The sequence below is a fragment of the Streptomyces coryli genome (assembly GCF_011044975.1).
In the GTDB taxonomy this organism is placed as follows: domain Bacteria; phylum Actinomycetota; class Actinomycetes; order Streptomycetales; family Streptomycetaceae; genus Streptomyces; species Streptomyces coryli.
Map to the genome: position 1 here is coordinate 1 of NZ_JAAKZV010000046.1, position 19,456 is coordinate 19,456.

General features: G+C 69.4%; 19 protein-coding genes. 9 read left to right on the top strand and 10 right to left on the bottom strand.

Annotated elements, in window-relative coordinates:
- Together G5C51_RS13330 and G5C51_RS13335 are read right to left on the bottom strand one after the other, a co-directional pair.
- Positions 1 to 190, bottom strand: a 190-nt coding sequence (locus G5C51_RS13330) for a hypothetical protein (RefSeq protein WP_206313781.1), incomplete at its 3' end; no start/stop codon positions are given.
- Entirely contained in the window at positions 187 to 1,170 is a 984-nt protein-coding gene (locus G5C51_RS13335) for an aldo/keto reductase (protein ID WP_165236784.1), read from the bottom strand. The genes G5C51_RS13330 and G5C51_RS13335, both read right to left, overlap by 4 nt.
- A gap of 154 nt (positions 1,171 to 1,324) precedes the next feature.
- Here G5C51_RS13335 and G5C51_RS13340 point away from each other — a divergent pair, with 154 nt between their 5' ends.
- Together G5C51_RS13340 and G5C51_RS13345 are read left to right on the top strand one after the other, a co-directional pair.
- Positions 1,325 to 2,383, top strand: a complete 1,059-nt coding sequence (locus G5C51_RS13340) for an LLM class F420-dependent oxidoreductase (protein ID WP_165236786.1) — start codon at positions 1,325 to 1,327, stop codon at positions 2,381 to 2,383.
- A gap of 217 nt (positions 2,384 to 2,600) precedes the next feature.
- Positions 2,601 to 3,392 carry a ferritin-like domain-containing protein gene (locus G5C51_RS13345; RefSeq protein WP_165236788.1) on the top strand — a complete coding sequence of 264 codons (792 nt, stop codon included), beginning with the start codon at positions 2,601 to 2,603 and terminating at the stop codon, positions 3,390 to 3,392.
- Positions 3,393 to 3,424: 32 nt separating this feature from the next.
- On the opposite strand, the gene corA is transcribed toward G5C51_RS13345, so the two are convergent.
- Entirely contained in the window at positions 3,425 to 4,441 is a 1,017-nt protein-coding gene (gene corA / locus G5C51_RS13350) for a magnesium/cobalt transporter CorA (RefSeq protein WP_165236790.1), read from the bottom strand.
- Between the two features lie 47 nt (positions 4,442 to 4,488).
- Here corA and G5C51_RS13355 point away from each other — a divergent pair, with 47 nt between their 5' ends.
- The 4 genes from G5C51_RS13355 (at position 4,489) to mshC (ending at position 7,957) form a co-directional block, all read left to right on the top strand.
- Entirely contained in the window at positions 4,489 to 5,187 is a 699-nt protein-coding gene (locus tag G5C51_RS13355; RefSeq protein ID WP_165236792.1) for a histidine phosphatase family protein, read from the top strand.
- An 84-nt stretch (positions 5,188 to 5,271) separates the two neighbouring features.
- Complete coding sequence (locus G5C51_RS13360; RefSeq protein ID WP_165236794.1) at positions 5,272 to 5,862, top strand: DUF3090 family protein; 591 nt, start codon at positions 5,272 to 5,274, stop codon at positions 5,860 to 5,862.
- Positions 5,826 to 6,674: an SCO1664 family protein gene (locus G5C51_RS13365; RefSeq protein WP_165236796.1), complete on the top strand. Its 849-nt coding sequence runs from the start codon at positions 5,826 to 5,828 to the stop codon at positions 6,672 to 6,674. The genes G5C51_RS13360 and G5C51_RS13365 overlap by 37 nt, the downstream gene beginning before the upstream one ends.
- Before the next feature lie 50 nt (positions 6,675 to 6,724).
- Positions 6,725 to 7,957: a cysteine--1-D-myo-inosityl 2-amino-2-deoxy-alpha-D-glucopyranoside ligase gene (gene mshC, locus G5C51_RS13370; protein WP_165236798.1), complete on the top strand. Its 1,233-nt coding sequence runs from the start codon at positions 6,725 to 6,727 to the stop codon at positions 7,955 to 7,957.
- Positions 7,958 to 8,035: 78 nt separating this feature from the next.
- Here the strand turns inward: mshC and G5C51_RS13375 are convergent, their stop codons facing one another.
- Positions 8,036 to 8,977 (bottom strand): PAC2 family protein, encoded by a 942-nt coding sequence (locus G5C51_RS13375; protein WP_165236800.1) that lies wholly within the window; start codon positions 8,975 to 8,977, stop codon positions 8,036 to 8,038.
- Between the two features lie 208 nt (positions 8,978 to 9,185).
- On the opposite strand from G5C51_RS13375, the gene G5C51_RS13380 reads away from it, so the two are divergent.
- From G5C51_RS13380 to G5C51_RS13390, 3 genes are read left to right on the top strand one after another with little or no spacing between them, the layout of a single operon-like run.
- Positions 9,186 to 10,229 carry a sugar ABC transporter substrate-binding protein gene (locus tag G5C51_RS13380; RefSeq protein WP_165236802.1) on the top strand — a complete coding sequence of 348 codons (1,044 nt, stop codon included), beginning with the start codon at positions 9,186 to 9,188 and terminating at the stop codon, positions 10,227 to 10,229.
- Positions 10,230 to 10,243: 14 nt separating this feature from the next.
- The gene (locus G5C51_RS13385; RefSeq protein WP_165236804.1) at positions 10,244 to 11,788 is read left to right on the top strand and encodes a sugar ABC transporter ATP-binding protein; all 1,545 of its coding nucleotides are present in this window, start codon (positions 10,244 to 10,246) and stop codon (positions 11,786 to 11,788) included.
- Positions 11,785 to 12,828: an ABC transporter permease gene (locus tag G5C51_RS13390; RefSeq protein WP_206313782.1), complete on the top strand. Its 1,044-nt coding sequence runs from the start codon at positions 11,785 to 11,787 to the stop codon at positions 12,826 to 12,828. The genes G5C51_RS13385 and G5C51_RS13390 overlap by 4 nt, the downstream gene beginning before the upstream one ends.
- 366 nt (positions 12,829 to 13,194) lie before the next feature.
- Here the strand turns inward: G5C51_RS13390 and G5C51_RS13395 are convergent, their stop codons facing one another.
- The 6 genes from G5C51_RS13395 to glpK form a co-directional block, all read right to left on the bottom strand.
- Complete coding sequence (locus G5C51_RS13395; RefSeq protein WP_165236806.1) at positions 13,195 to 14,013, bottom strand: transporter substrate-binding domain-containing protein; 819 nt, start codon at positions 14,011 to 14,013, stop codon at positions 13,195 to 13,197.
- A gap of 72 nt (positions 14,014 to 14,085) precedes the next feature.
- The gene (locus G5C51_RS13400) at positions 14,086 to 14,655 is read right to left on the bottom strand and encodes a hypothetical protein (protein WP_165236808.1); all 570 of its coding nucleotides are present in this window, start codon (positions 14,653 to 14,655) and stop codon (positions 14,086 to 14,088) included.
- A 245-nt stretch (positions 14,656 to 14,900) separates the two neighbouring features.
- Complete coding sequence (locus G5C51_RS13405; RefSeq protein WP_165236810.1) at positions 14,901 to 15,356, bottom strand: hypothetical protein; 456 nt, start codon at positions 15,354 to 15,356, stop codon at positions 14,901 to 14,903.
- 121 nt (positions 15,357 to 15,477) lie between these two features.
- Positions 15,478 to 16,149 (bottom strand): FadR/GntR family transcriptional regulator, encoded by a 672-nt coding sequence (locus tag G5C51_RS13410; protein ID WP_165236812.1) that lies wholly within the window; start codon positions 16,147 to 16,149, stop codon positions 15,478 to 15,480.
- Positions 16,150 to 16,281: 132 nt separating this feature from the next.
- Complete coding sequence (locus G5C51_RS13415) at positions 16,282 to 17,895, bottom strand: glycerol-3-phosphate dehydrogenase/oxidase (RefSeq protein ID WP_165236814.1); 1,614 nt, start codon at positions 17,893 to 17,895, stop codon at positions 16,282 to 16,284.
- Between the two features lie 6 nt (positions 17,896 to 17,901).
- Entirely contained in the window at positions 17,902 to 19,434 is a 1,533-nt protein-coding gene (glpK, locus tag G5C51_RS13420; protein WP_165236816.1) for a glycerol kinase GlpK, read from the bottom strand.
- Positions 19,435 to 19,456: the final 22 nt, after the last annotated feature.

The following is a 19,456-nucleotide window of genomic DNA, read 5'->3' on the forward strand; positions in this document are numbered from 1 at the left end:
CCCCGTGGGACGCCCGCCCACCGCCTAGCGGCTCCTCGCCGTCGACCGGCGCAGCCTCGCCCTGCGCCTCCTCCTCCGCCACGACCCCACCCCGCGCCCCCGCGTCAGCGCTCTCCGCGCCCGGCTCCCGCGTGTCGTCCGGGGTGGCAGCCGGGGCCGCTTCCTCGGGCGGCTCGGTCGGTTCGGTCACAGCGTGCTCCAGTCCTGGTCCGGATAGCGGTGCAGCGGCGCTGATACGTCGTCCAGCGCCTGGCAGATCTCGACTGGAAGCGTAAGGCCCTCCACTGACAACGCCGCGGAGAGCTGCTCGGCGTTGCGCGCGCCGATTACCGGGGCGGTGACACCGGGGCGGTCGCGGATCCAGGCCAGCGCCACCTCCAGCGGGGAGACCGCGAGGCCGTCCGCCGCCGTGGCCACCGCGTCCACGATGCGGCTCGCGTCCTCGTCGAGATACGGGGCGACGAACGGCGCCATGTGCTCGGAGGCGCCGCGGGAGTCGGGCGGGAGCTCGTCGTGGCGGTACTTGCCGGTGAGGACGCCGCGGCCCAGCGGGGACGACGGCAGCAGGCCGACGCCCAGGTCGAGGGCCGCCGGCAGCACCTCGCGCTCGATGCCGCGCTGCAGCAGCGAATACTCCATCTGCGTCGACGCCAGCTTCGTCCGGCCCGCGGCCGCCTGCTGCCAGGTGGCCGCCTTCGCCAGCTGCCAGCCGCAGAAGTTGCTCACCCCTACATACCGCGCGCGCCCGCTCGCCACCGCGATGTCCAGCGCCTGCAGCGTCTCGTCCAGCGGCGTGGCGGAGTCGAAGGCGTGGACCTGCCACAGATCCACGTGGTCCGTGCCCAGCCGCTCCAGCGACGCGTCCAGCGCCGCCAGCAGATGGCCGCGCGAGCCGTCGAAGCGCCGGTGCGGGTCGGGCACGCTGCCCGCCTTCGTGGCGATGACGAGGTCGCGGCGCGGGACCAGATCGCCGATCAGCCGGCCGAGCAGATACTCCGCGCCGCCGTCGGAATACACGTCCGCCGTGTCGACGAGCGTGCCGCCCGCCTGCCAGAACGTCTTCAGCTGTGCCGCCGCGTCGCCCTCGCCCGTGTCCCGCCCCCACGTGAGGGTGCCGAGTCCTATCCGGGACACGCGAAGGCCCGTACGGCCGAGATGCCTGAGCTCCATGTCCGCTGAGATTACTGGCCCGGGGCCCCGCCCCGCGCCGCCCTGTGGACAACTCCCTCTCCGATGACCCCTGACGCGGCCCCGCCGGGCGCGCTAGAGTCCGCCGGAGGAAACGTTACTCACTGGTAAGCAATGGCAAGGAACAGGGGTGCGCATGCGGCTCGGCATCAATCTCGGCTACTGGGGCGCCGGCATGGACGCGGACAATCTCGCGGTCGCCAAGGAGGCCGACCGCCTCGGCTACGACGTCTGCTGGGCCGCCGAGGCCTACGGCTCCGACGCCGCCACCGTGCTCTCCTGGGTGGCCGCCCAGACCGAGCGCATCGACGTCGGCTCCGCCATCTTCCAGATCCCGGCCCGCACCCCGGCGATGACCGCGATGACCGCGGCCACCCTCGACAGCCTCTCCGGCGGCCGCTTCCGCCTCGGCCTCGGCGTGTCCGGGCCGCAGGTCTCCGAGGGCTGGTACGGGCAGAAGTTCGACAAGCCGCTCGCCCGCACCCGCGAGTACGTGGAGATCGTCCGTAAGGCCATGAGCCGCGAGCGCCTCACCCACGAGGGCGAGCACTGGACGCTGCCGCTGCCCGGCGGCCCGGGCAAGCCGATCAAGCTCATCGTGCACCCGGTGCGCGAGCAGATCCCGCTCTACATCGCCGCCATCGGCCCGAAGAACCTCGAGCAGACCGCCGAGATCGCCGACGGCGTGCTGCTGATCTTCTACGCCCCCGAGCACGCGGAGGAGACCACCCTCACCCACCTGCGGGCGGGCCGCGCCAAGGCCGGCAAGGACAGCGAGGGTCTTCAAGGCTTCGACGTCGTGCCCACCGTCCCGCTCGCCGTCGGCGACGACCCGCGCGCGCTCGGCGACCAGTTCCGCCCGTACACGGCGCTCTACGTCGGCGGCATGGGCAGCAAGAAGCAGAACTTCTACAACCAGCTGGCGCAGCGCATGGGTTACGAGAAGGAGGCCGCCGAGATCCAGGAGAAGTACCTGGCCGGCGACAAGGAGGGCGCGGCGGCCGCAGTGCCGCACCAGCTGATCGACTCCACCACCCTGCTCGGCCCGGTCGAGCGCATCGCCGAGCGGATGCAGGCCTACGCGGCCGCCGGCGTCACCACGCTGTCGCTGGCCCCGGCCGGATTCTCGCTGGAGGAGCGGCTCGCCGGGCTGCGCGCGGGGGTGGAGGCGCTGGAGCGCGCCGGAGTGGCGTAAAGCCGGCGAAGGAGCCTGGGGGAGGAAGTCTGCGGCCGTGGTGGGGGCTCGGGGGGTCTTCCCCGCCACGGCCGTCACCCAGCTCAACGCGCCATCGCCGGATCGGTTACGGCTTCGTCCTTTTGGCGGAGTACGCTTCCCGGCCTGTTGCGCCTTGCGGCACACCGTATTTGACTCGACATTCGGGTAGATGTTGTGCACCGCAAGGAGGCAGCGCATGCTCTCGGCCAAGGCGATCTACCAGGAGATCCTCGACGACGACGAAGCCTTCCGGCTCTTCTGCTCGATCGCCGCCGCAGGCGAGGCGCAGGGGGGCTGGGAGAACGCCCGCATCGCCACCCTGGTCCCGGACTCGTACCGCGAGCTGGCCCCCAAGGTGGTCCGCCACGGGGCCGACGAGGACAAGCACGGCCGCATCTTCAACGCCCTGATGAAGAAGCGCGGCCTGGAGCCCGTCACGGTCCCCGGCGAGACCGACTACACGATGCTCCTGGAAGGCATCGGCATCGGCCTGGCCCACGACCAGCTGCGCCGCGACGACCAGCTGAGCGAGCGCGACATCATCGTCTACCTGGCGCACAGCCGGGTCACCGAGCAGCGCGCCAGCGAGCAGATGCAGCTGCTGCTGAAGCTCTTCGGCGACCACCCGGACGTCGGCCGCGCGGTGCGCATGATCTCCCACGACGAGGACAACCACCTCGCGTACTGCAACGAGGAGCTGCTGAACCTCTCCAAGGCCGGGCACGCCCGCCTCATCCAGCGCACGCTGCGCGAGTCCGCGCTCGCCGAGATCCGCATCTACCGCGACGTCAGCCATGCGGTGATGCAGCACATGGCGGGCATCCTGAAGTGGCCGGGCGCGAAGCGCGCCGCCGTCAGCGCGGGCATCGCCGGCGTCTACGGCTACGAGCGGTCCGGCGGCTGGCGGCGGATGGTGAAGCTGAAGATGCCCGAGCACCGCAACGCCCTCGGCGGACCGCCCCCGGCGGCCGAGCAGGTGCCCGCATAAGGCCCGCTGCAGCCGGTCCCGCTTAAGGCCCGCTACAGCCAGCCCCGCTTCTTGAAGAAGCGGTACAGCAGCCCGACCACCACGACCATCAGCGTCAGCACCGCCGGATAGCCCCACACCCACTTCAGCTCCGGCATGTGCACGAAGTTCATGCCGTACACGGATCCGATCACCGTGGGCGCGGCGGCCATCGCGGCGTATGCCGAGATGCGCCGCATGTCGTCGTTCTGGCGCACCCCGGTCTGCGCCAGATGCGCCTGCAGGACGTCCGTGACCAGCCGGTCGATGGACTCCACATGGTCGGTGACGCGGGTCAGATGGTCGCCGACATCGCGGAAGAACGGCCGCGCGCCCTCGGGCACATGCGGCACGCCCGCGCCCGCGAGCCGCTGCATCGGTTCGGCCAGGCCGGCGGTGACGCGGCGGAACTCCAGGGCCTGGCGCTTGAAGTTGTAGATCAGGGCGGCGGTGTTCTGGCTGTGGTTACGGCCGTTGTTGCCGGTCCCGCCGCCAGGCTCGAAGACCTGCTCTTCCACGTGCTCCAGGTCGTTGTGCAGGTCGTCCGCCACGTCCAGGTAGTTGTCGACGACGGCGTCGCTGACCGCGTACATCACCGCCGTCGGGCCGTGCACGAGCACGTGCGGATCCTGCTCGAGGCGGGCGCGCACCGTGCCCAGCGGGTTGGCCGTGCCGTGCCGGACGGTGATCACGAAGGAGTCGCCGATGAAGACGCTGATCTCGCAGACCTCCACCGTGTCGGTCCGCTCGTGGTACAGCACCGGCTTCAGCACCAGGTAGAGCGTGTCGTCGTAGACCTCGAGCTTGGGCCGCTGGTGGGCGGAGAGGGCGTCCTCGACGGCGAGCGGGTGCAGCCGCACCTGCCGCGTCACCGTGTCGAACTCCTCGCCGGTCGGCTCGTACAGCCCGAGCCACACGAACGCGTCCGGGTCCGTGAGCGCCGCGGCGTAAGCGGTGGCGAAGTCGGCCTTGCCGCCGCCTGTGCGGCGGCCCTCCCGGTACAGCGCGCAGTCAACGATCACACTGCTCATCTTTCCGCTTTCCCGGCCGCCACGCCCGCCGTCGTACGCTGGCTGCCATGCCCACCCTGCTCCTTCTCCGGCACGGCCGGTCCACCGCCAATACCCGGGGCGTGCTCGCCGGGCGCACCCCCGGGGTGCCCCTGGACGAGCGCGGCACCGAGCAGGCCGCCGCGCTGCCCGTACGGCTCGGCGGCATTCCGCTCTCCGCGATCGTCTCCAGCCCGCTCGAGCGCTGCCAGGAGACGCTGCGGCCGCTGCGCGCCGCGCTCCCCGGCACCCCCGTGCACACCGACGAGCGGATCAGCGAATGCGACTACGGCGAATGGTCGGGCCGCAAGCTCGCCGAGCTCGCCGAGGAGCCGCTGATGCGCACCGTCCAGGTGCACCCCTCGGCCGCGGCATTCCCGGGCGGCGAGTCGATGCGCGCGATGCAGGCGCGGGCGGTCGAGGCGGTACGGGACTGGAACGAGCGGATCGAGGCGGAGCACGGCGCCGACGCCGTCTACCTGATGTGCTCGCACGGCGACATCATCAAGTCCGTGCTCGCCGACGCCCTCGGCCTGCACCTGGACCTCTTCCAGCGGATCTCCGTCGAGCCCTGCTCGGTCTCCGCCGTGCGCTACACGCCGATACGTCCGTTCGTGGTCCGCGTCGGCGATACGGGCGAACTGGCGGGCCTGGCACCCGCGGACGAGGGCCCCAAGGAGGGCGGCGAGTCGGATGCGGCCGTCGGCGGCGGGGCCGGCACATCGTGATCGACGGGCGCAGTAGGGTGGCTGAGCCAGTAAGCCGAGTGACAACGACACGTAGACGAGTACGACGAGCAATCGGAGCAGGACGTGCCTCGTGAGGTGTACCTCTTTGACCCGCCGGACCGCTTCGTCGCGGGCACGGTAGGTCTCCCCGGTCGCCGCACCTTCTATCTGCAGGCGTCGAGCGGCACCCGGGTGACCAGCGTCGCGCTGGAGAAGGCCCAGGTGCAGGCGCTCGCCGAGCGCATCGATGAGCTGCTGGACGAGGTGGTACGGCGCACCGGCGGCTCCACCGCCGTCCCCGCCGTGGCGCCCTCGGAGCTGAGTGACAGCGCGCCGCTGGACAATCCCGTGGAGGAGGAGTTCCGGGTCGGCACCATGGCGCTGGCCTGGGACGGCGACGCGGAGCGGATGATCGTCGAAGCGCAGGCTCTGGTCGAGCTGGACGCCGACTCCGACGAGGACCTGGCGGCCGCCGAGGAGGCGCTGCTGCAGGACGACGAGAACGGCCCGCCGATGCTGCGGGTGCACCTCACCGGCCAGATGGCCCGGGCCTTCGCCAAGCGCGCCCACGAGGTGGTCAACGCCGGCCGCCCGCCCTGCCCGCTGTGCAGCCTGCCGCTCGACCCGGAGGGACACGTATGTCCGCGCCAGAACGGATACCGCCGGGGGGAGTGAGCCCCGACCCGGCGGCACCCGAGACGACCGAGCTGCTGCGGCGCGGCGAGCTCACCGTCGTCGGCCGCATCCGCGAGTCGTCGAACTCGGCGCTGCTGTGCACGGTCGCGGACGGCGAGACCAAGGCCGAGTGCGTCTACAAGCCGGTGGCGGGCGAGCGCCCGCTCTGGGATTTCCCCGACGGCACGCTCGCGCAGCGCGAGGTGGCGGCGTACGAGATGTCGCGGGCGACCGGCTGGAACCTGGTCCCGCCGACGCTGCTGCGGGACGGGCCGTACGGCGAGGGCATGTGCCAGCTGTGGATCGACACCGCCGAGGAGGGCCCGGGCAGTGAGCTGCTCGCCCTGGTCGAGGGCGAGGAGCCGGGCGAGGGCTGGAAGGCGGTCGGCTTCGCCGAAGTGGGGCCCGGTCGTACGGCGCTGCTGGTGCACGCCGACGACATGCGGCTGCGGCGGCTGGCCGTACTGGACGCGGTGATCAACAACGCCGACCGCAAGGGCGGCCATCTGCTGCCGACCGCGGACGGCCGGCTGTACGCGATCGACCACGGGGTGACCTTCAACGCCGAGGACAAGCTGCGCACGCTGCTGTGGGGCTGGGCGGGGGAGCCGCTGCCGGAGGAGATCACGGTGGTGCTGCGCGCTTTGGCGGGCGAGCTGGACGACGGCGCCGCGCTCGCCACCCGGCTGGCCGAGCTGATCACGGCGGCCGAGCTGGTGGCCGTACGGGAGCGGCTGGCGGCGCTGCTCGCGACGGGGCGGCACCCGGAGCCGAGCGGAAACTGGCCGGCCATCCCCTGGCCGCCGATCTAGGCCGAGGTCCGACGTGTAAGCCCCACTACCTGGCGGTTAGGCTCATAAGCATGTATGCCTGGCCCGCTTCCGAGGTCCCCGCGCTCCCTGGCGCCGGCAAGGACCTGAGGATCCACGACACCGCGACCGGCGAGCTCACGACGCTTGAGCCCGGCCCCGTCGCCCGCCTGTACGTCTGCGGCATCACGCCGTACGACGCGACCCACATCGGGCACGCGGCGACGTACAACGCCTTCGACCTCGTCCAGCGGGTCTGGCTGGACAACAAGCGGCACCAGGTCGATTACGTGCAGAACGTCACCGACGTCGACGACCCGCTGCTGGAGCGGGCGATCCGCGACGGCGAGGACTGGACCGAGCTGGCGGAGCGGGAGACCGCGCTCTTCCGCGAGGACATGACGGCGCTGCGGATGCTGCCGCCGAAGCACTACGTGGGCGCCGTCGAGGCCATACCGCGGATCGTGCCGCTGGTGGAGCGGCTGCGGGCGGCCGGTGCCGCGTACGACCTCGAAGGGGATGTCTACTTCTCGGTCGAGGCGGACCCGCACTTCGGTGCGGTGTCGGGCCTTGATGCGGCCGCGATGCGGATGCTGTCGGCGGAGCGGGGCGGCGACCCGGACCGGGCCGGGAAGAAGAACCCGCTGGACCCGCTGCTGTGGCAGGCCGCGCGCGAGAACGAGCCCTCGTGGGACGGCGCCTCGCTGGGGGAGGGCCGGCCGGGGTGGCACATCGAGTGTGTGGCCATCGCGCTCGAGCACCTCGGGATGGGCTTCGACGTCCAGGGCGGCGGGTCCGATCTCGCCTTCCCGCACCACGAGATGGGGGCGTCGCACGCGCAGGCGCTGACGGGGGAGTTCCCGTACGCGAAGTCGTATGTGCACGCCGGGATGGTCGCCCTTGACGGCGAGAAGATGTCGAAGTCCAAGGGGAACCTGGTCTTCGTATCCCAACTGCGGCGGGACGGCGTGGACTCGGCGGCGGTCCGGCTGGCGCTGCTGGCGCATCACTACCGGGCGGACTGGGAGTGGACGGCGTCTGTGCTGTCGGACGCCGAGAAGCGACTCGCACACTGGCGCGCGGCGGTGTCCCGGCCGGACGGGGCCGCTGCGGAGGGCTGCGTGGAGGAGATGCGGGCGGCCCTGGCCGACGATCTGAACGCGCCGGCGGCGCTGGCGGCGGTGGATCGCTGGGCGGCGCTGCAGATCGAGTCGGGCGGCACGGATGCGGGAGCGCCCGGTCTGGTGTCGCGTGCGGTGGACGCGCTGCTGGGGGTCGCGCTGTAGCGGTTCTTACCCACCCGCCCGCCCACTGCTGTGTGCAGCGGGCGGGCGGTGGCGTTCTGTGTGAGAGACGGGCGGGGGCTACTCGTCCTCGTCCGACTCCCGGCCCTCGTCCTTCTCCGACGTGCTCGGCCCCGGATCCCGGAAGTACGGGCCCGCCTGCCCAGGCCCGCCGTCCCGCCGGCGCAGATACCGCTCGAATTCGCGGGCGATCGCCTCGCCCGACGCCTCCGGCAGCTCCGCCGTGTCCCGCGCCTCCTCCAGCGACTGCACGTACTCCTGGACCTCGCTGTCCTCCGCCGCCAGCTGGTCCACCCCCAGCTGCCACGCCCGCGCGTCCTCCGGGAGTTCGCCCAGCGGGATGCGGACGTCGATCAGGTCCTCGAGGCGGTTCAGCAGCGCCAGCGTGGCCTTCGGATTCGGAGGCTGCGATACGTAATGGGGGACCGCCGCCCACAGCGACACCGTCGGCACCCCGGCATGTGTGCACGCCTCCTGCAGGACGCCGACGATGCCCGTCGGGCCTTCGTAGCGGGTCTCCTCCAGGTCCATCGTCTCCGCGAGATCCGCGTCCGATGTCACGCCGCTCACCGGCACCGGCCGGGTGTGCGGCGTATCGCCGAGCAGCGCGCCCAGCAGCACCACCATCTCGACGCCCAACTCGTGGGCGAAGCCCAGGAGCTCATTGCAGTACGAGCGCCACCGCATGCTCGGCTCGATGCCGCGGACGAGCACCAAGTCGCGGGCCTTGCCCTTGCCGTTCGAGTCCTGGATGCGCGCGTACGACAGTCGCGTGGTCGGCCAAGTGATCTTCCGGACGCCGTCCTCGAGGAACACCGTCGGACGATTCACCTGGAAGTCGTAGTAGTCCTCCGCGTCGAGCGCGGCGAACACCTCTCCCTTGAACTCCCGGTCGAGGTGGCCAACGGCCGCCGACGCGGAGTCGCCCGCGTCGTTCCAGCCTTCGAAGGCGCAGATCATGACCGGGTCGACCAGCTCGGGAACCCCCTCCAGCTCGATCACCCAGTGCCTCCCTTTCCGTGCCGTCGCGTGCGGCCCCAGCCTAGAGCCTTCCCCACCCGGGGCCGCATCCCCCGTGCACGCCTCTGGACGTTGACCCGGGACCGCGGATATACATCGGATGAATGTCAGGCCTCCGATGAATCCCCGGCCGTCGCAATCCGGCCGGTCCGGCGGAACACCCGACCACCAAGGGGAAGTGAGCCACCCGATGAGAACCCTCCGAAGCACCGCCGCGGCGGGCTGCGCCGTGCTGCTGGCAGTGACGGCGCTGGCGGGCTGCAACCGCGGCAGCGACGACGGCAAGGGCGGCGGCGCGTCCGGCAAGGTCGGCATCGACATGCCGCGTACGGACAGCGACTTCTGGAACTCCTACCGGCAGTACATCGACAAGGGCGTCAAGGACGGCGTCGTCTCCGCGCTGCCCGTGACCAACTCCCAGAACGACATCGGCAAGCTGGTCGCCAACGTCCAGACCTTCACGGATCAGGGCGCGAAAGCTGTTGTCATGGCCCCGCAGGACACCGGCGCCATCGCCTCCACCCTCGACCGGCTCGCGGACAAGGACATCCCGGTCGTCAGCGTCGACACCCGCCCCGACAAGGGCGACGTCTACATGGTCGTACGCGCCGACAACAAGGCGTACGGCACCAAGGCCTGCGAATACCTCGGCAAGCAGCTGAAGGGGAAGGGCAAGGTGGTCGAGTTCCAGGGCGACCTCGCTTCCATCAACGGGCGTGAGCGGTCGCAGGCGTTCAAGAGCTGCATGGACGACAAGTTCCCTGACATCAAGGTCTTCGAGCTGGCCACCGAGTGGAAGGGCGATGTCGCCTCCGCCAAGCTGCAGAGCGTCCTCGCCAAGGAAAAGACCATCGACGGCATCTACATGCAGGCCGGTGGCGTCTATCTGCAGCCGACCCTCTCGCTGCTGAAGCAGAAGAAGCTGCTGAAGCCGGCGGGCGAGGACGGCCACATCACGATCGTGTCGAACGACGGCATCCCGCAGGAGTTCGACGCCATCAAGAAGGGCCAGATCGACGCCACGGTCTCGCAGCCGGCCGACCTCTACGCCAAGTACGCGCTCTTCTACGCCCAGCAGGCCCTCAAGGGCAAGAAGTTCAAGCCCGGCAAGACCGACCACGGCTCGACGATCGTGAAGATCCCGAACGGCCTCGAGGACCAGCTGCCCGCGCCGCTCGTCACCAAGGACAACGTCGACGACCCGAAGCTCTGGGCCAATCAGCTCGAGAAGTGACAGTTAGGCGGACCATGCACGCAGCAGTACGGGCCGAAGGCGTCGTCAAACGCTTCGGCCCGACCACCGCACTCGACGGCGTGGACCTGACCGTGCGCCCCGGCGAGGCCCACGCCCTCGTCGGCCGCAACGGCGCGGGAAAGTCCACGCTCGTGTCCGTACTGACGGGAATGGCGCGACCTGATGCCGGGTCCGTCACCTTCGGCGGGGAGCCGGCACCTCCGTACGGGGACACTTCCGCCTGGCGCGCCAAGGCCGCCTGCGTCTACCAGAAGTCGATGATCGTGCCGGATCTGACCGTGGCCGAGAATCTGTATCTGGGGCGCTTCCCCGGTACGGGGCCCATCCGCTGGCGCGAGCTGCGCGCACGGGCGCGGGAGCTGCTCGCCGAGTACGGCGTGGACGTCGAGCCGGGGGAGCGGGCGAAGGATCTCGGCGTCGAGCAGCGGCAGTTCGTGGAGATCGCGCGGGCGCTGTCCTTCGGGGCGCGGCTGATCATCCTCGACGAGCCGACGGCGCGGCTGGACGCGGGCGGCATCGAGCGGCTCTTCGCGAAGCTGCGCGAACTGCAGGAGCAGGGGGTGGCGTTCCTGTTCATCTCGCATCACCTGCAGGAGGTCTACGAGCTCTGCGACACCGTCACCGTCTACCGCGACGCCCGGCACATCGTCACCGCGCCGGTCGCCGAGCTGCCGAAGGCGGAGCTGGTGGCGGCGATGACGGGGGAGGGGGCGGTGGCCGACGGTGCCTCGGCGGCGCTCGTATCGCAGGCGGGCGAGCCGGTGGAGGAGCGGGAGCCGGTGCTGCGGACGGAGGGGCTCGCGCTGGCGGGCGCGTACGAGCCGGTGGACCTGGCGGTCAGGCCGGGCGAGGTGCTCGGCCTCGCGGGCGCGGCGGCGAGCGGCAACACGGCCATCGGCGAGACCCTCGTCGGCATGCGCGCGCCGGACGGCGGCCGGATCAGCGTGGGCGGGCGCGCGGTGCGCACCGGGAGCGTCCCGGACGCGCTGGAGGCCGGCATCGGTTACGTACCGGAGGACCGGCACCGGCAGGGGCTCGTGCTCACCCGGAGCGTGGCCGAGAACGCGACCCTGACGGTGGCCGACCAGCTCGGCCCGTACGGGACCGTACTCCCGTCCCGTACCCGGGAATTCGCGCAGGGAATGATCGACTCGCTGGACATCAAGACGTCGGGCCCGGGACAGGAGGTCACCGGTCTGTCGGGCGGCAATCAGCAGAAGGTCGTGATCGCGCGGGCGCTGGCGCGGGATCCGGGCGTGCTGGTGGCGATCCGGCCGACGGCGGGGGTGGACGTGAAGTCCAAGGACGCGCTGCTGGGGGTCGTACGGCGAGTGGCGGACGGAGGTGCCGCGGCCGTCATCGTCTCCGACGAACTGGACGACCTGCGGGTGTGCGACCGGGTGCTGGTGCTGTTCCACGGGCGGACGGTGGCGGAGTTCGGGAGCGGTTGGAGCGACCGGGAGCTGGTCGCGGCGATGGAAGGCTTTGTGCCCGGCGCCGGAGACGGCGTTGCGGCCGGAAAGACGGAGGAGTCATGACCGATACGGCGGATCGCGTGGAGAAGGAGACGCCGCCGACCGGGCCGCAACTGCGCGTCGCGGGAATGGAATTCGACCTGGACTTCGCGCGGTGGCGGGATTTCTCGCTGGTGCCGGTCATCTTCGTGCTCGGCGTCATCGGCTTCATCGTGTCACCGGCCTTTCTCACGTCCGACAACTTGATCGGTGTCGTGCAGCAGTCCACCGAGCTGGGCCTGCTGGTGCTCGGCGAGGCACTGATCCTGATCAGCGGCCGGATGGACCTGTCACTGGAGTCGACGATCGGCGTGGCGCCGGTCATCGCGCTGTGGCTGGTACTGCCGGCGAGCGGCCGCTTCACGGGACTCGAACTGCTGCCGTCGTGGATGTCGGTGCCGGTGTGCCTGGCGGTGGGCGGCTTGATCGGCCTGCTCAACGGCTTCCTGATATTGAAGCTACGGGTGAACGGCTTCATCGCGACGCTGGGCATGCTGACGATGCTGCGCGGCTTGCATGTCGGCATCTCGGAGGGCCAGTCGATCGTGACGGTCCCGGACTCGTTCGCGTATCTGGGACGGGCGGATTGGGTGGGGGTGCCGGCGGCTGTATGGCTGTGCCTGGGGCTCTTCGCGATCGGTGGTGTGGTGCTGGGGTACTTCCGGCACGGGCGGGCGCTGTACGCGATCGGCGGCAATCCGGAGGCAGCACGGGCCGCGGGAATCCGGGTGGACCGGATCACGTGGGTGGTGCTGTGCGTGGGCGGCATGCTGGCCGCCTTTGCGGGTGTCCTGTACACGGGGCATTACGGGTCGGTCTCCGCGAATCAGGGAAATGGGTGGATCTTCCAGGTCTTCGCGGCTGCGGTGATCGGCGGGATCAGCTTGCGGGGTGGTCGGGGGACGTTGTTCGGGGCGCTTACCGGCGTGCTGACGCTGCAGTTGGTCATCAACGTGATGACGCTGGGTGGGGTGCCTGCGCTGTGGACGCAGTTCATCAATGGGGCGATCATCATCGTCGCGCTGGTCATCTCGCGATTCGCGAGCGGGGAGAAGCAGGACTGAGGGCGGTGGACGGCGGGCGGCGGGCGGCTTGGCATCGGATGGTGACGGCCGCGCTGCCGTCCCACCATTGGGCCCGGCGCCAGAAACGGATGGCCTCCTACGGGAGGAGTGGGGGAGGGGGTTGGCTTAGGCGGCCGGGTGGCGTTCGCCCTGCCTGCCTGCCTGCCTGCCTGCCTGCCTGCCTGCCGTCCTCCGCAGCTCCGTCACCCGGCAGCGCTACGTGCCCAGCCGCCCCCACTCCTCCCGTAGGAGGCCCCCCGTTTCCTGCACCGGGACTAGTCGCACGACGGCAGCGCAGCCGTCACCATCCGATGCCAAGCCCCCGCCACCAGGCCAGCGGGTTGAGACCACAACGCGGTAGCGCAGCTAGGGATTGGGCGCATCCCTGCATGACCTGGCGTCGATCGCTGCGTTAGTCGGCTTGAGGTGGTTCTGCCAGTCCGGCAATGTCTGAACAACCTTGGGGAGGTTCGCTTGGATGTCCGTGATCCATTCGGTGCCGTTCACGTACCGCTTCAGGTAATCACGTATCAGTTTGCAGCGCGCGCGGTCCTTCTTCGGCAATCCGATCCCATAATGCTGTGGAGCGCCGACCGTCAGTTTCGGCACGACTTTCAGCCCTTTCGAGGCGTACCGATCGGCGAACCCGTAAAGGAGTAGCTGGTCGGTGGAGAATGCGTCGACTTCATTCTTGGTAACTGCCGTTATGCAATCCGTCGCATCCTCCTTCTGTACCACTTCGACGTCAAGGCCCCTAAGCGGGGTGAGATTGGTGGTGTCGGCCCAAGCGCATATCCGTCGACCCTTGAGGTCATGGGCGGATCTAATGTTGGGGCTCTGTTTGCCAGTGAGGAATCCCTGGTATGTGGTTATGTACGGTCCGGCGAAGTCTATCTTTTTCATTCGGTCAGCAGTGATCGAGAAGGCCGCGATCGCCAGATCGGCATCACTTTCTGTGAGCACCGTTACCCGATCGCCTATGGGGATGTCGAGCGGATTCACTTTGGCGCCTAACTCTTCTCCGATGCGCTGCGATAACTGATGATCAAATCCGGACCGCTTGTAGCTGTTCGGCGGAACCCAGGCGATCCCAGGCAGGTTCTTTTGGGTTGCAACCGTCAGGCGCTCCTTTGTCTCGTCGGCCTCGTCTCCGCCGCAACTTACGATGATCAGGGCAATGGTCAAAGCCAGGATCATCGCTGTCGCCGCGAGCGAAAAGGGGCCGGGCCGATGTCTCATCACAATCCCTTTCGCCTCTCAGTCATGCAGTACGGCTTTCAGCACGGACACTTCCATGTGACACCCGAGGTCCGTATGCACGGTGATCTGCGCGCGGACCTTGGTTGAACCGCCGAGGCGCAGGTCTACATGTTCACCGGAATCGACTCGCTCCGCTTGAGCCTTGCCATTTCCTCCCAGAAGTGCAACGCCCAATTGGGTTTCAGGTACGCAGAATTGCGACCCTGACCAGTCGCCTGGCGCATCCGCGGCCCGTAGGGTCAGCCGGAGTCGGTGGCGATTAGGTTGGCCTTCCAGGGTTACCGTCAGCGTGTCGCCGTTCTGCACGACCTTCGGGGAAATGTGGGTCCGGCCCGTGACATCCACTTCGCCTGTGTCCCGCACGAGCTCAGTCCAGATCACTCCGGCGATGAGTAGTGGGAAGGGGAGAGCGAAGGCGAAACTGCGAAATGTCTTGAATGCTTTGCCTGCTCGTAACCCAGTGGCCGGGGCGTCATTCTCGCTGCTCTGCCGAACCCAGATAAGTTGCCAGGTGGCGGCGGCAAATGAGACCACCAGTAAGGTGATTGCGCCGGCCAGGTCAAGCATGGGGACATCGGGTTTATTCACTCCGACGTAAACGGCTGCTGCGGCAGCCAGGATTACCGGTATGGAGCTGCCGACCCTTGCCCACTGCTCCGCTGTGGGCAAGGGTAATTCGACGTGCCACCAGCTATTTGTGACCCGTACGGAAGGCGTCTCCCCGACTGCGACTGCTCCGGCGCCCAACGCGTGGACACGTGCCAGAAGCCGTCGACCACGGCTCGACCCATCAGGCCTCGGGGCTGCATCGTTCACTGCTCATCGTCCGAATGCGAGGTGCCGTGGCGCTCACTTTTCGACGGCCAGTTGTAGACATTTGCTTGCCCGGCAACGCCGATGGCCACTGCGCCGGGCCCCTCCGCACTGACCTCACCGCCCGACATGCTGGGACCATGGCCCCTGCGGTCACCGCTGTCCGTGCGCTCGATCTCACGTCGTAGCGCCTCAGCAGTCAGGTCGCCTGCCAGTAGCCAGCTGCAGATCGCCTCCGCCAGGGCGCGACGCGCTTCATCGGACAGATTGCGGATCTGCTCGGCGGCATCCCGGTCGCGTCGCCGGCCGCTGGAGCCGAGCCGGTCCGAGAGATAGGCCTCACCGGCGTTGACCACATGTTCGGCGATTCGCGTCTGGGCCACCGTGGTTACGGTGGCTGCACCCGCAGCCAGATACGGAACGATCTCGTTCGCAACAGCCAACAGCTCGGACATCGGCAGCACTCCAACCGGTCTGGCCCCCGTGTAGCCGTCAACTTCCAGCAGCGGTGGGGAGTTACTGGGTCTGGTTGTCGCGCAAGCATATGGTTCCGGCGCGTCGCAGGGAACACAAACGCTAGAGGGTCCGCTTAAGCCAAAGCTCAACCCCCGCAATATGCACCGTCGACCACGACCGCGCAGCCTCCGCATCCCTCGCCCGCAGCGCCGCCAGGATCGCCCGGTGCTCCGTCAGGGTCCGGCTCACCGCATCCTCCTGCGTCAGCCCCCGCCAGATCCGCGCCCGCGCCGTAGGCCCCGACAATCCATCCAGCAGCGACGACAGCACCGAATTCCCCGAAGCCCGCACAATCCGCCGGTGGAACTCCAAGTCGCACGCGACCAGATCCTCCACCGAAGGCGCCGGACCCAGCTCCTCCAGCTCGGCCTCCAGCGCATCCAGCTCCGCCTCATCCACCGCCGCAGCAGCCAGCGCCGTAGCCGCCGGCTCCAGGATCCGACGCACGGCCAGCAGCTCCAGCACCGTGTCATCCCGATGGAAGTCGACCACGAAACCCAGCGCCTCCAGCAGCAGCTGGGAGTCCAGGCTGGTGACATACGTGCCGTCACCCTGTCGCACGTCAAGGATCCGCATCAGGGCCAGGGCCCGCACCGCCTCACGCAGCGAATTGCGCGAAAGCCCCAGGTCGGCGGCGAGCTCGGCCTCCTTGGGAAGCCGGTCGCCAGGCCGCAGCGCGCCGGTGACGATCATCCCCTTGATCTTCTCGATCGCCTCGTCGGTGACCGCCATGTGCACCCTCCCAGTCCAGTCCCCTTGGACGTCCTCAGACATCCGAGGTCTGCGCACATTATGGGGTAAGACTGAGGGGAGAGGCGCCCCCGTGGCGCCTCTCCCCTCAGTCTGTCTTCCAGCGGTCAGGCCTCAGGACCGGCGAGCTGCCAGCACCTTCTCCACGCCGTCCCGCACGGCATCCGTGTCCAGGCCGCGGATCGTCAGCGTCGTACGGCGACGCAGCACGTCGTCGACCGTCTCCGCCCACTCGTGGTCGCGGGCGTACACCACCTGCGCCCAGATCTCCGGGCCGTCCGGGTGGATGCGCTCGCCGAGGTCCGGGTTCTCGTTCACCAGGCGGGCGATGTCGAAGGACAGCGAGCCGTAGTGGGTGGCCAGGTGGCGGGCCGTCAGCGGGTCCATCCGTGCGCCCGGGTCGCGGTCGACCAGCAGCCGGTGCGCGACCGCGTTCGGGTTCGCGATACCGGGCAGCGGGGTGCGGCGGACCAGGGACTTCACCGGCTCCATGTCCTCGGCGAGGAGGCTGCCGGGGAGCTGCGCCAGCTTGTTCATCACCACGCGGCCGATGTGCCGGTACGTGGTCCACTTGCCGCCCGCGACCGAGAGCATGCCGCCGGCGCCCTCCGTCACGACCGTCTCGCGCTTGGCCTTCTCGACACCCCCGGGGCCGCCAGGCAACACCCGCAGGCCCGCGAAGGCGTACGTCATCAGCGAGCGGTCCAGGTCCTCGTCCCGTACCGAGAAGGCGGCCTCGTCCAGGATCTGCTGGATGTCCTTCTCCTCGGCGCGGACATCCGCCGGGTCGCCCTCGTAGACCTCGTCCGTCGTCCCCAGCAGCAGCTGGTCCTCCCACGGCAGCGCGAAGGTGATGCGGAACTTGTCGATCGGGGTGGCCATCGCGGCCTTCCACGGCGACTTCCGCTTGAGGACGATGTGCGCGCCCTTCGACAGCCGGATCGACGGGGCGGCCTTCGCCGACTCCATCTTCCGCAGGTGGTCCACCCACGGGCCGGTCGCGTTCAGCACCACCCGCGCGTTCACGCCGAACTCGGTGCCGTCCGTGCGGTCCTTCAGCTCCGCGCCGGAGACCTTCCCGCCGCTGAAGCGCAGGCCGGTCACCTCCGCGTGGTTCAGCACCACCGCACCCGACTCGACCGCCGCCCGGACCGTCATCACGGCCATCCGCGAGTCGTTCATCTGGTGGTCGTGGTAGACCGCGACGGCCTTCAAATTATCCGTACGCAGCGCCGGGTTCGCCGCCTGCGCCTTCGCCGGCGACAGCACATGCCCGACGCCATCCCCGAAGGCGGACAGCGCCGAGTACGCGAACACGCCCGCGCCCAGCTTGGCGGCGCCGACCGGGCCGCCCTTGTACACGGGCAGGTAGAAGGTGAGGGGGTTGACCAGGTGCGGGGCCACGTCCTTGGCCAGCACCCGGCGCTCGTGGTGGTTCTCCGCCACCAGCTTCACCGCGCCGGTCTGCAGGTAGCGCAGACCGCCGTGGACGAGCTTGGAGGAGGCGGAGGAGGTGGCGCCGGCGAAGTCGCCGGCGTCCACCATGGCCACCCGCAGACCCGACTGCGCGGCATGCCAGGCAACAGAGGTGCCCAGGATCCCGCCGCCGATGACCAGGAGGTCGTACGTCGCACGCGACAGGAGCTCTCTGGTCTCGGCGCGGCTCGGGTTGGTGCCGGCAGCCGGGTGCGTCCCAAGGGCAGGGACTGCGCTCTGCGGGGTGCTCATCTCGTACTACTCCTTGCTGTCTTCTTCGATCCAGCCCATGGTCCGCTCGACGGCCTTGAGCCAGCTCTTGTATTCGCGCTTGCGGGTGTCGTCGTCCATCTGGGGAGTCCACTCCGCGGCACGGCGCCAGTTGGCCCGCAGCGCGTCGGTGTCCGGCCAGAAGCCGACCGCGAGGCCGGCGGCGTAGGCCGCGCCGAGGCAGGTGGTCTCGGCGACCAGGGGGCGCACCACGGGTGCGTCGAGGAAGTCCGAGAGGTTCTGCATCAGCAGGTTGTTGGAGGTCATGCCGCCGTCGACCTTGAGGGCCGTCAGCTCCACGCCCGAGTCCTTCGTCATGGCGTCGACGATCTCGCGGGTCTGCCAGGCCGTGGCCTCCAGCACCGCGCGGGCCAGGTGCGCCTTGGTGACGTACCGGGTCAGGCCCGCGATCACGCCGCGGGCGTCGTCGCGCCAGTACGGGGCGAAGAGGCCGGAGAACGCCGGGACGAAGTACGCGCCACCGTTGTCCTCCACCGAAAGCGCCAGGGTCTCGATCTCGGCAGCCGTCGAGATCAGGCCCATCTGGTCGCGCATCCACTGCACCAGCGAGCCGGTGACGGCGATGGCGCCCTCGAGCGCGTAGACCGGCTTGTTGTCGCCGATCTGGTAACCGACCGTGGTGAGCAGGCCGTTGTAGGAGTTCACCGGCTCGTCGCCGGTGTTCATCAGCAGGAAGGTGCCGGTGCCGTACGTCGACTTGGCCTCGCCCTCCGCGTAGCAGGTCTGGCCGAAGAGGGCCGCCTGCTGGTCGCCGAGCGCCGAGGCGACCGGGACGCCCTGCAGCGCGCCGGAGGCGGCCTCGCCGTAGACCTCGGCGGAGGAGCGGATCTCCGGGAGCACCGCGGCCGGCACGTCCATGGAGGAGAGGATCTTGTCGTCCCAGGCCATGGTGTGCAGGTTCATCAGCAGGGTGCGGGAGGCGTTGGTGACGTCGGTGACGTGCACGCCGCCGTTGACGCCGCCGGTCAGGTTCCAGATGACCCAGGAGTCCATGGTGCCGAAGAGGATGTCGCCGGCCTCGGCGCGCTCGCGCAGCCCGTCGACGTTGTCCAGCAGCCAGCGGATCTTCGGGCCGGCGAAGTACGAGGCCAGCGGCAGCCCGGTCTCGCGGCGGAAGCGGTCCTGGCCGACGTTGCGGCCCAGCTCGCGGCAGAGCTCGGCGGTGCGGGTGTCCTGCCAGACGATGGCGTTGTGCACCGGCTCGCCGGTGTTCTTGTCCCAGAGCAGAGTGGTCTCGCGCTGGTTGGTGATGCCGATGGCCTTCACGTCGGCGGACGTGATGCCCGCCTTGCTGACGGCGCCGTCGACGACCTCCTGGACGTTGGTCCAGATCTCCTTGGCGTCGTGCTCGACCCATCCCGGCTTCGGGAAGATCTGCTCGTGCTCCTTCTGGTCGACGGCGACGATACGGCCGTCCTTGTCGAAGACGATGCAGCGGGAAGAGGTGGTGCCCTGGTCGATCGCGGCGATGAACGGGCCTGCGGTGTGTGCGTCGGTCACGGTTTCTCCGAAACGTCGTTGT

Coding starts and splice junctions, on each gene's coding strand:
- G5C51_RS13380 (WP_165236802.1), top strand. CDS start 9,186: ATGAGAACCCTCCGAAGCACCGCCGCGGCGGGCTGCGCCGTGCTGCTG.
- G5C51_RS13400 (WP_165236808.1), bottom strand. CDS start 14,655: ATGCTTGACCTGGCCGGCGCAATCACCTTACTGGTGGTCTCATTTGCC.
- G5C51_RS13340 (WP_165236786.1), top strand. CDS start 1,325: ATGCGGCTCGGCATCAATCTCGGCTACTGGGGCGCCGGCATGGACGCG.
- G5C51_RS13345 (WP_165236788.1), top strand. CDS start 2,601: ATGCTCTCGGCCAAGGCGATCTACCAGGAGATCCTCGACGACGACGAA.
- G5C51_RS13385 (WP_165236804.1), top strand. CDS start 10,244: ATGCACGCAGCAGTACGGGCCGAAGGCGTCGTCAAACGCTTCGGCCCG.
- corA (WP_165236790.1), bottom strand. CDS start 4,441: ATGAGCAGTGTGATCGTTGACTGCGCGCTGTACCGGGAGGGCCGCCGC.
- G5C51_RS13405 (WP_165236810.1), bottom strand. CDS start 15,356: ATGTCCGAGCTGTTGGCTGTTGCGAACGAGATCGTTCCGTATCTGGCT.
- G5C51_RS13365 (WP_165236796.1), top strand. CDS start 5,826: ATGTCCGCGCCAGAACGGATACCGCCGGGGGGAGTGAGCCCCGACCCG.
- G5C51_RS13355 (WP_165236792.1), top strand. CDS start 4,489: ATGCCCACCCTGCTCCTTCTCCGGCACGGCCGGTCCACCGCCAATACC.
- mshC (WP_165236798.1), top strand. CDS start 6,725: ATGTATGCCTGGCCCGCTTCCGAGGTCCCCGCGCTCCCTGGCGCCGGC.
- G5C51_RS13390 (WP_206313782.1), top strand. CDS start 11,785: ATGACCGATACGGCGGATCGCGTGGAGAAGGAGACGCCGCCGACCGGG.
- G5C51_RS13335 (WP_165236784.1), bottom strand. CDS start 1,170: ATGGAGCTCAGGCATCTCGGCCGTACGGGCCTTCGCGTGTCCCGGATA.
- G5C51_RS13410 (WP_165236812.1), bottom strand. CDS start 16,149: ATGGCGGTCACCGACGAGGCGATCGAGAAGATCAAGGGGATGATCGTC.
- G5C51_RS13415 (WP_165236814.1), bottom strand. CDS start 17,895: ATGAGCACCCCGCAGAGCGCAGTCCCTGCCCTTGGGACGCACCCGGCT.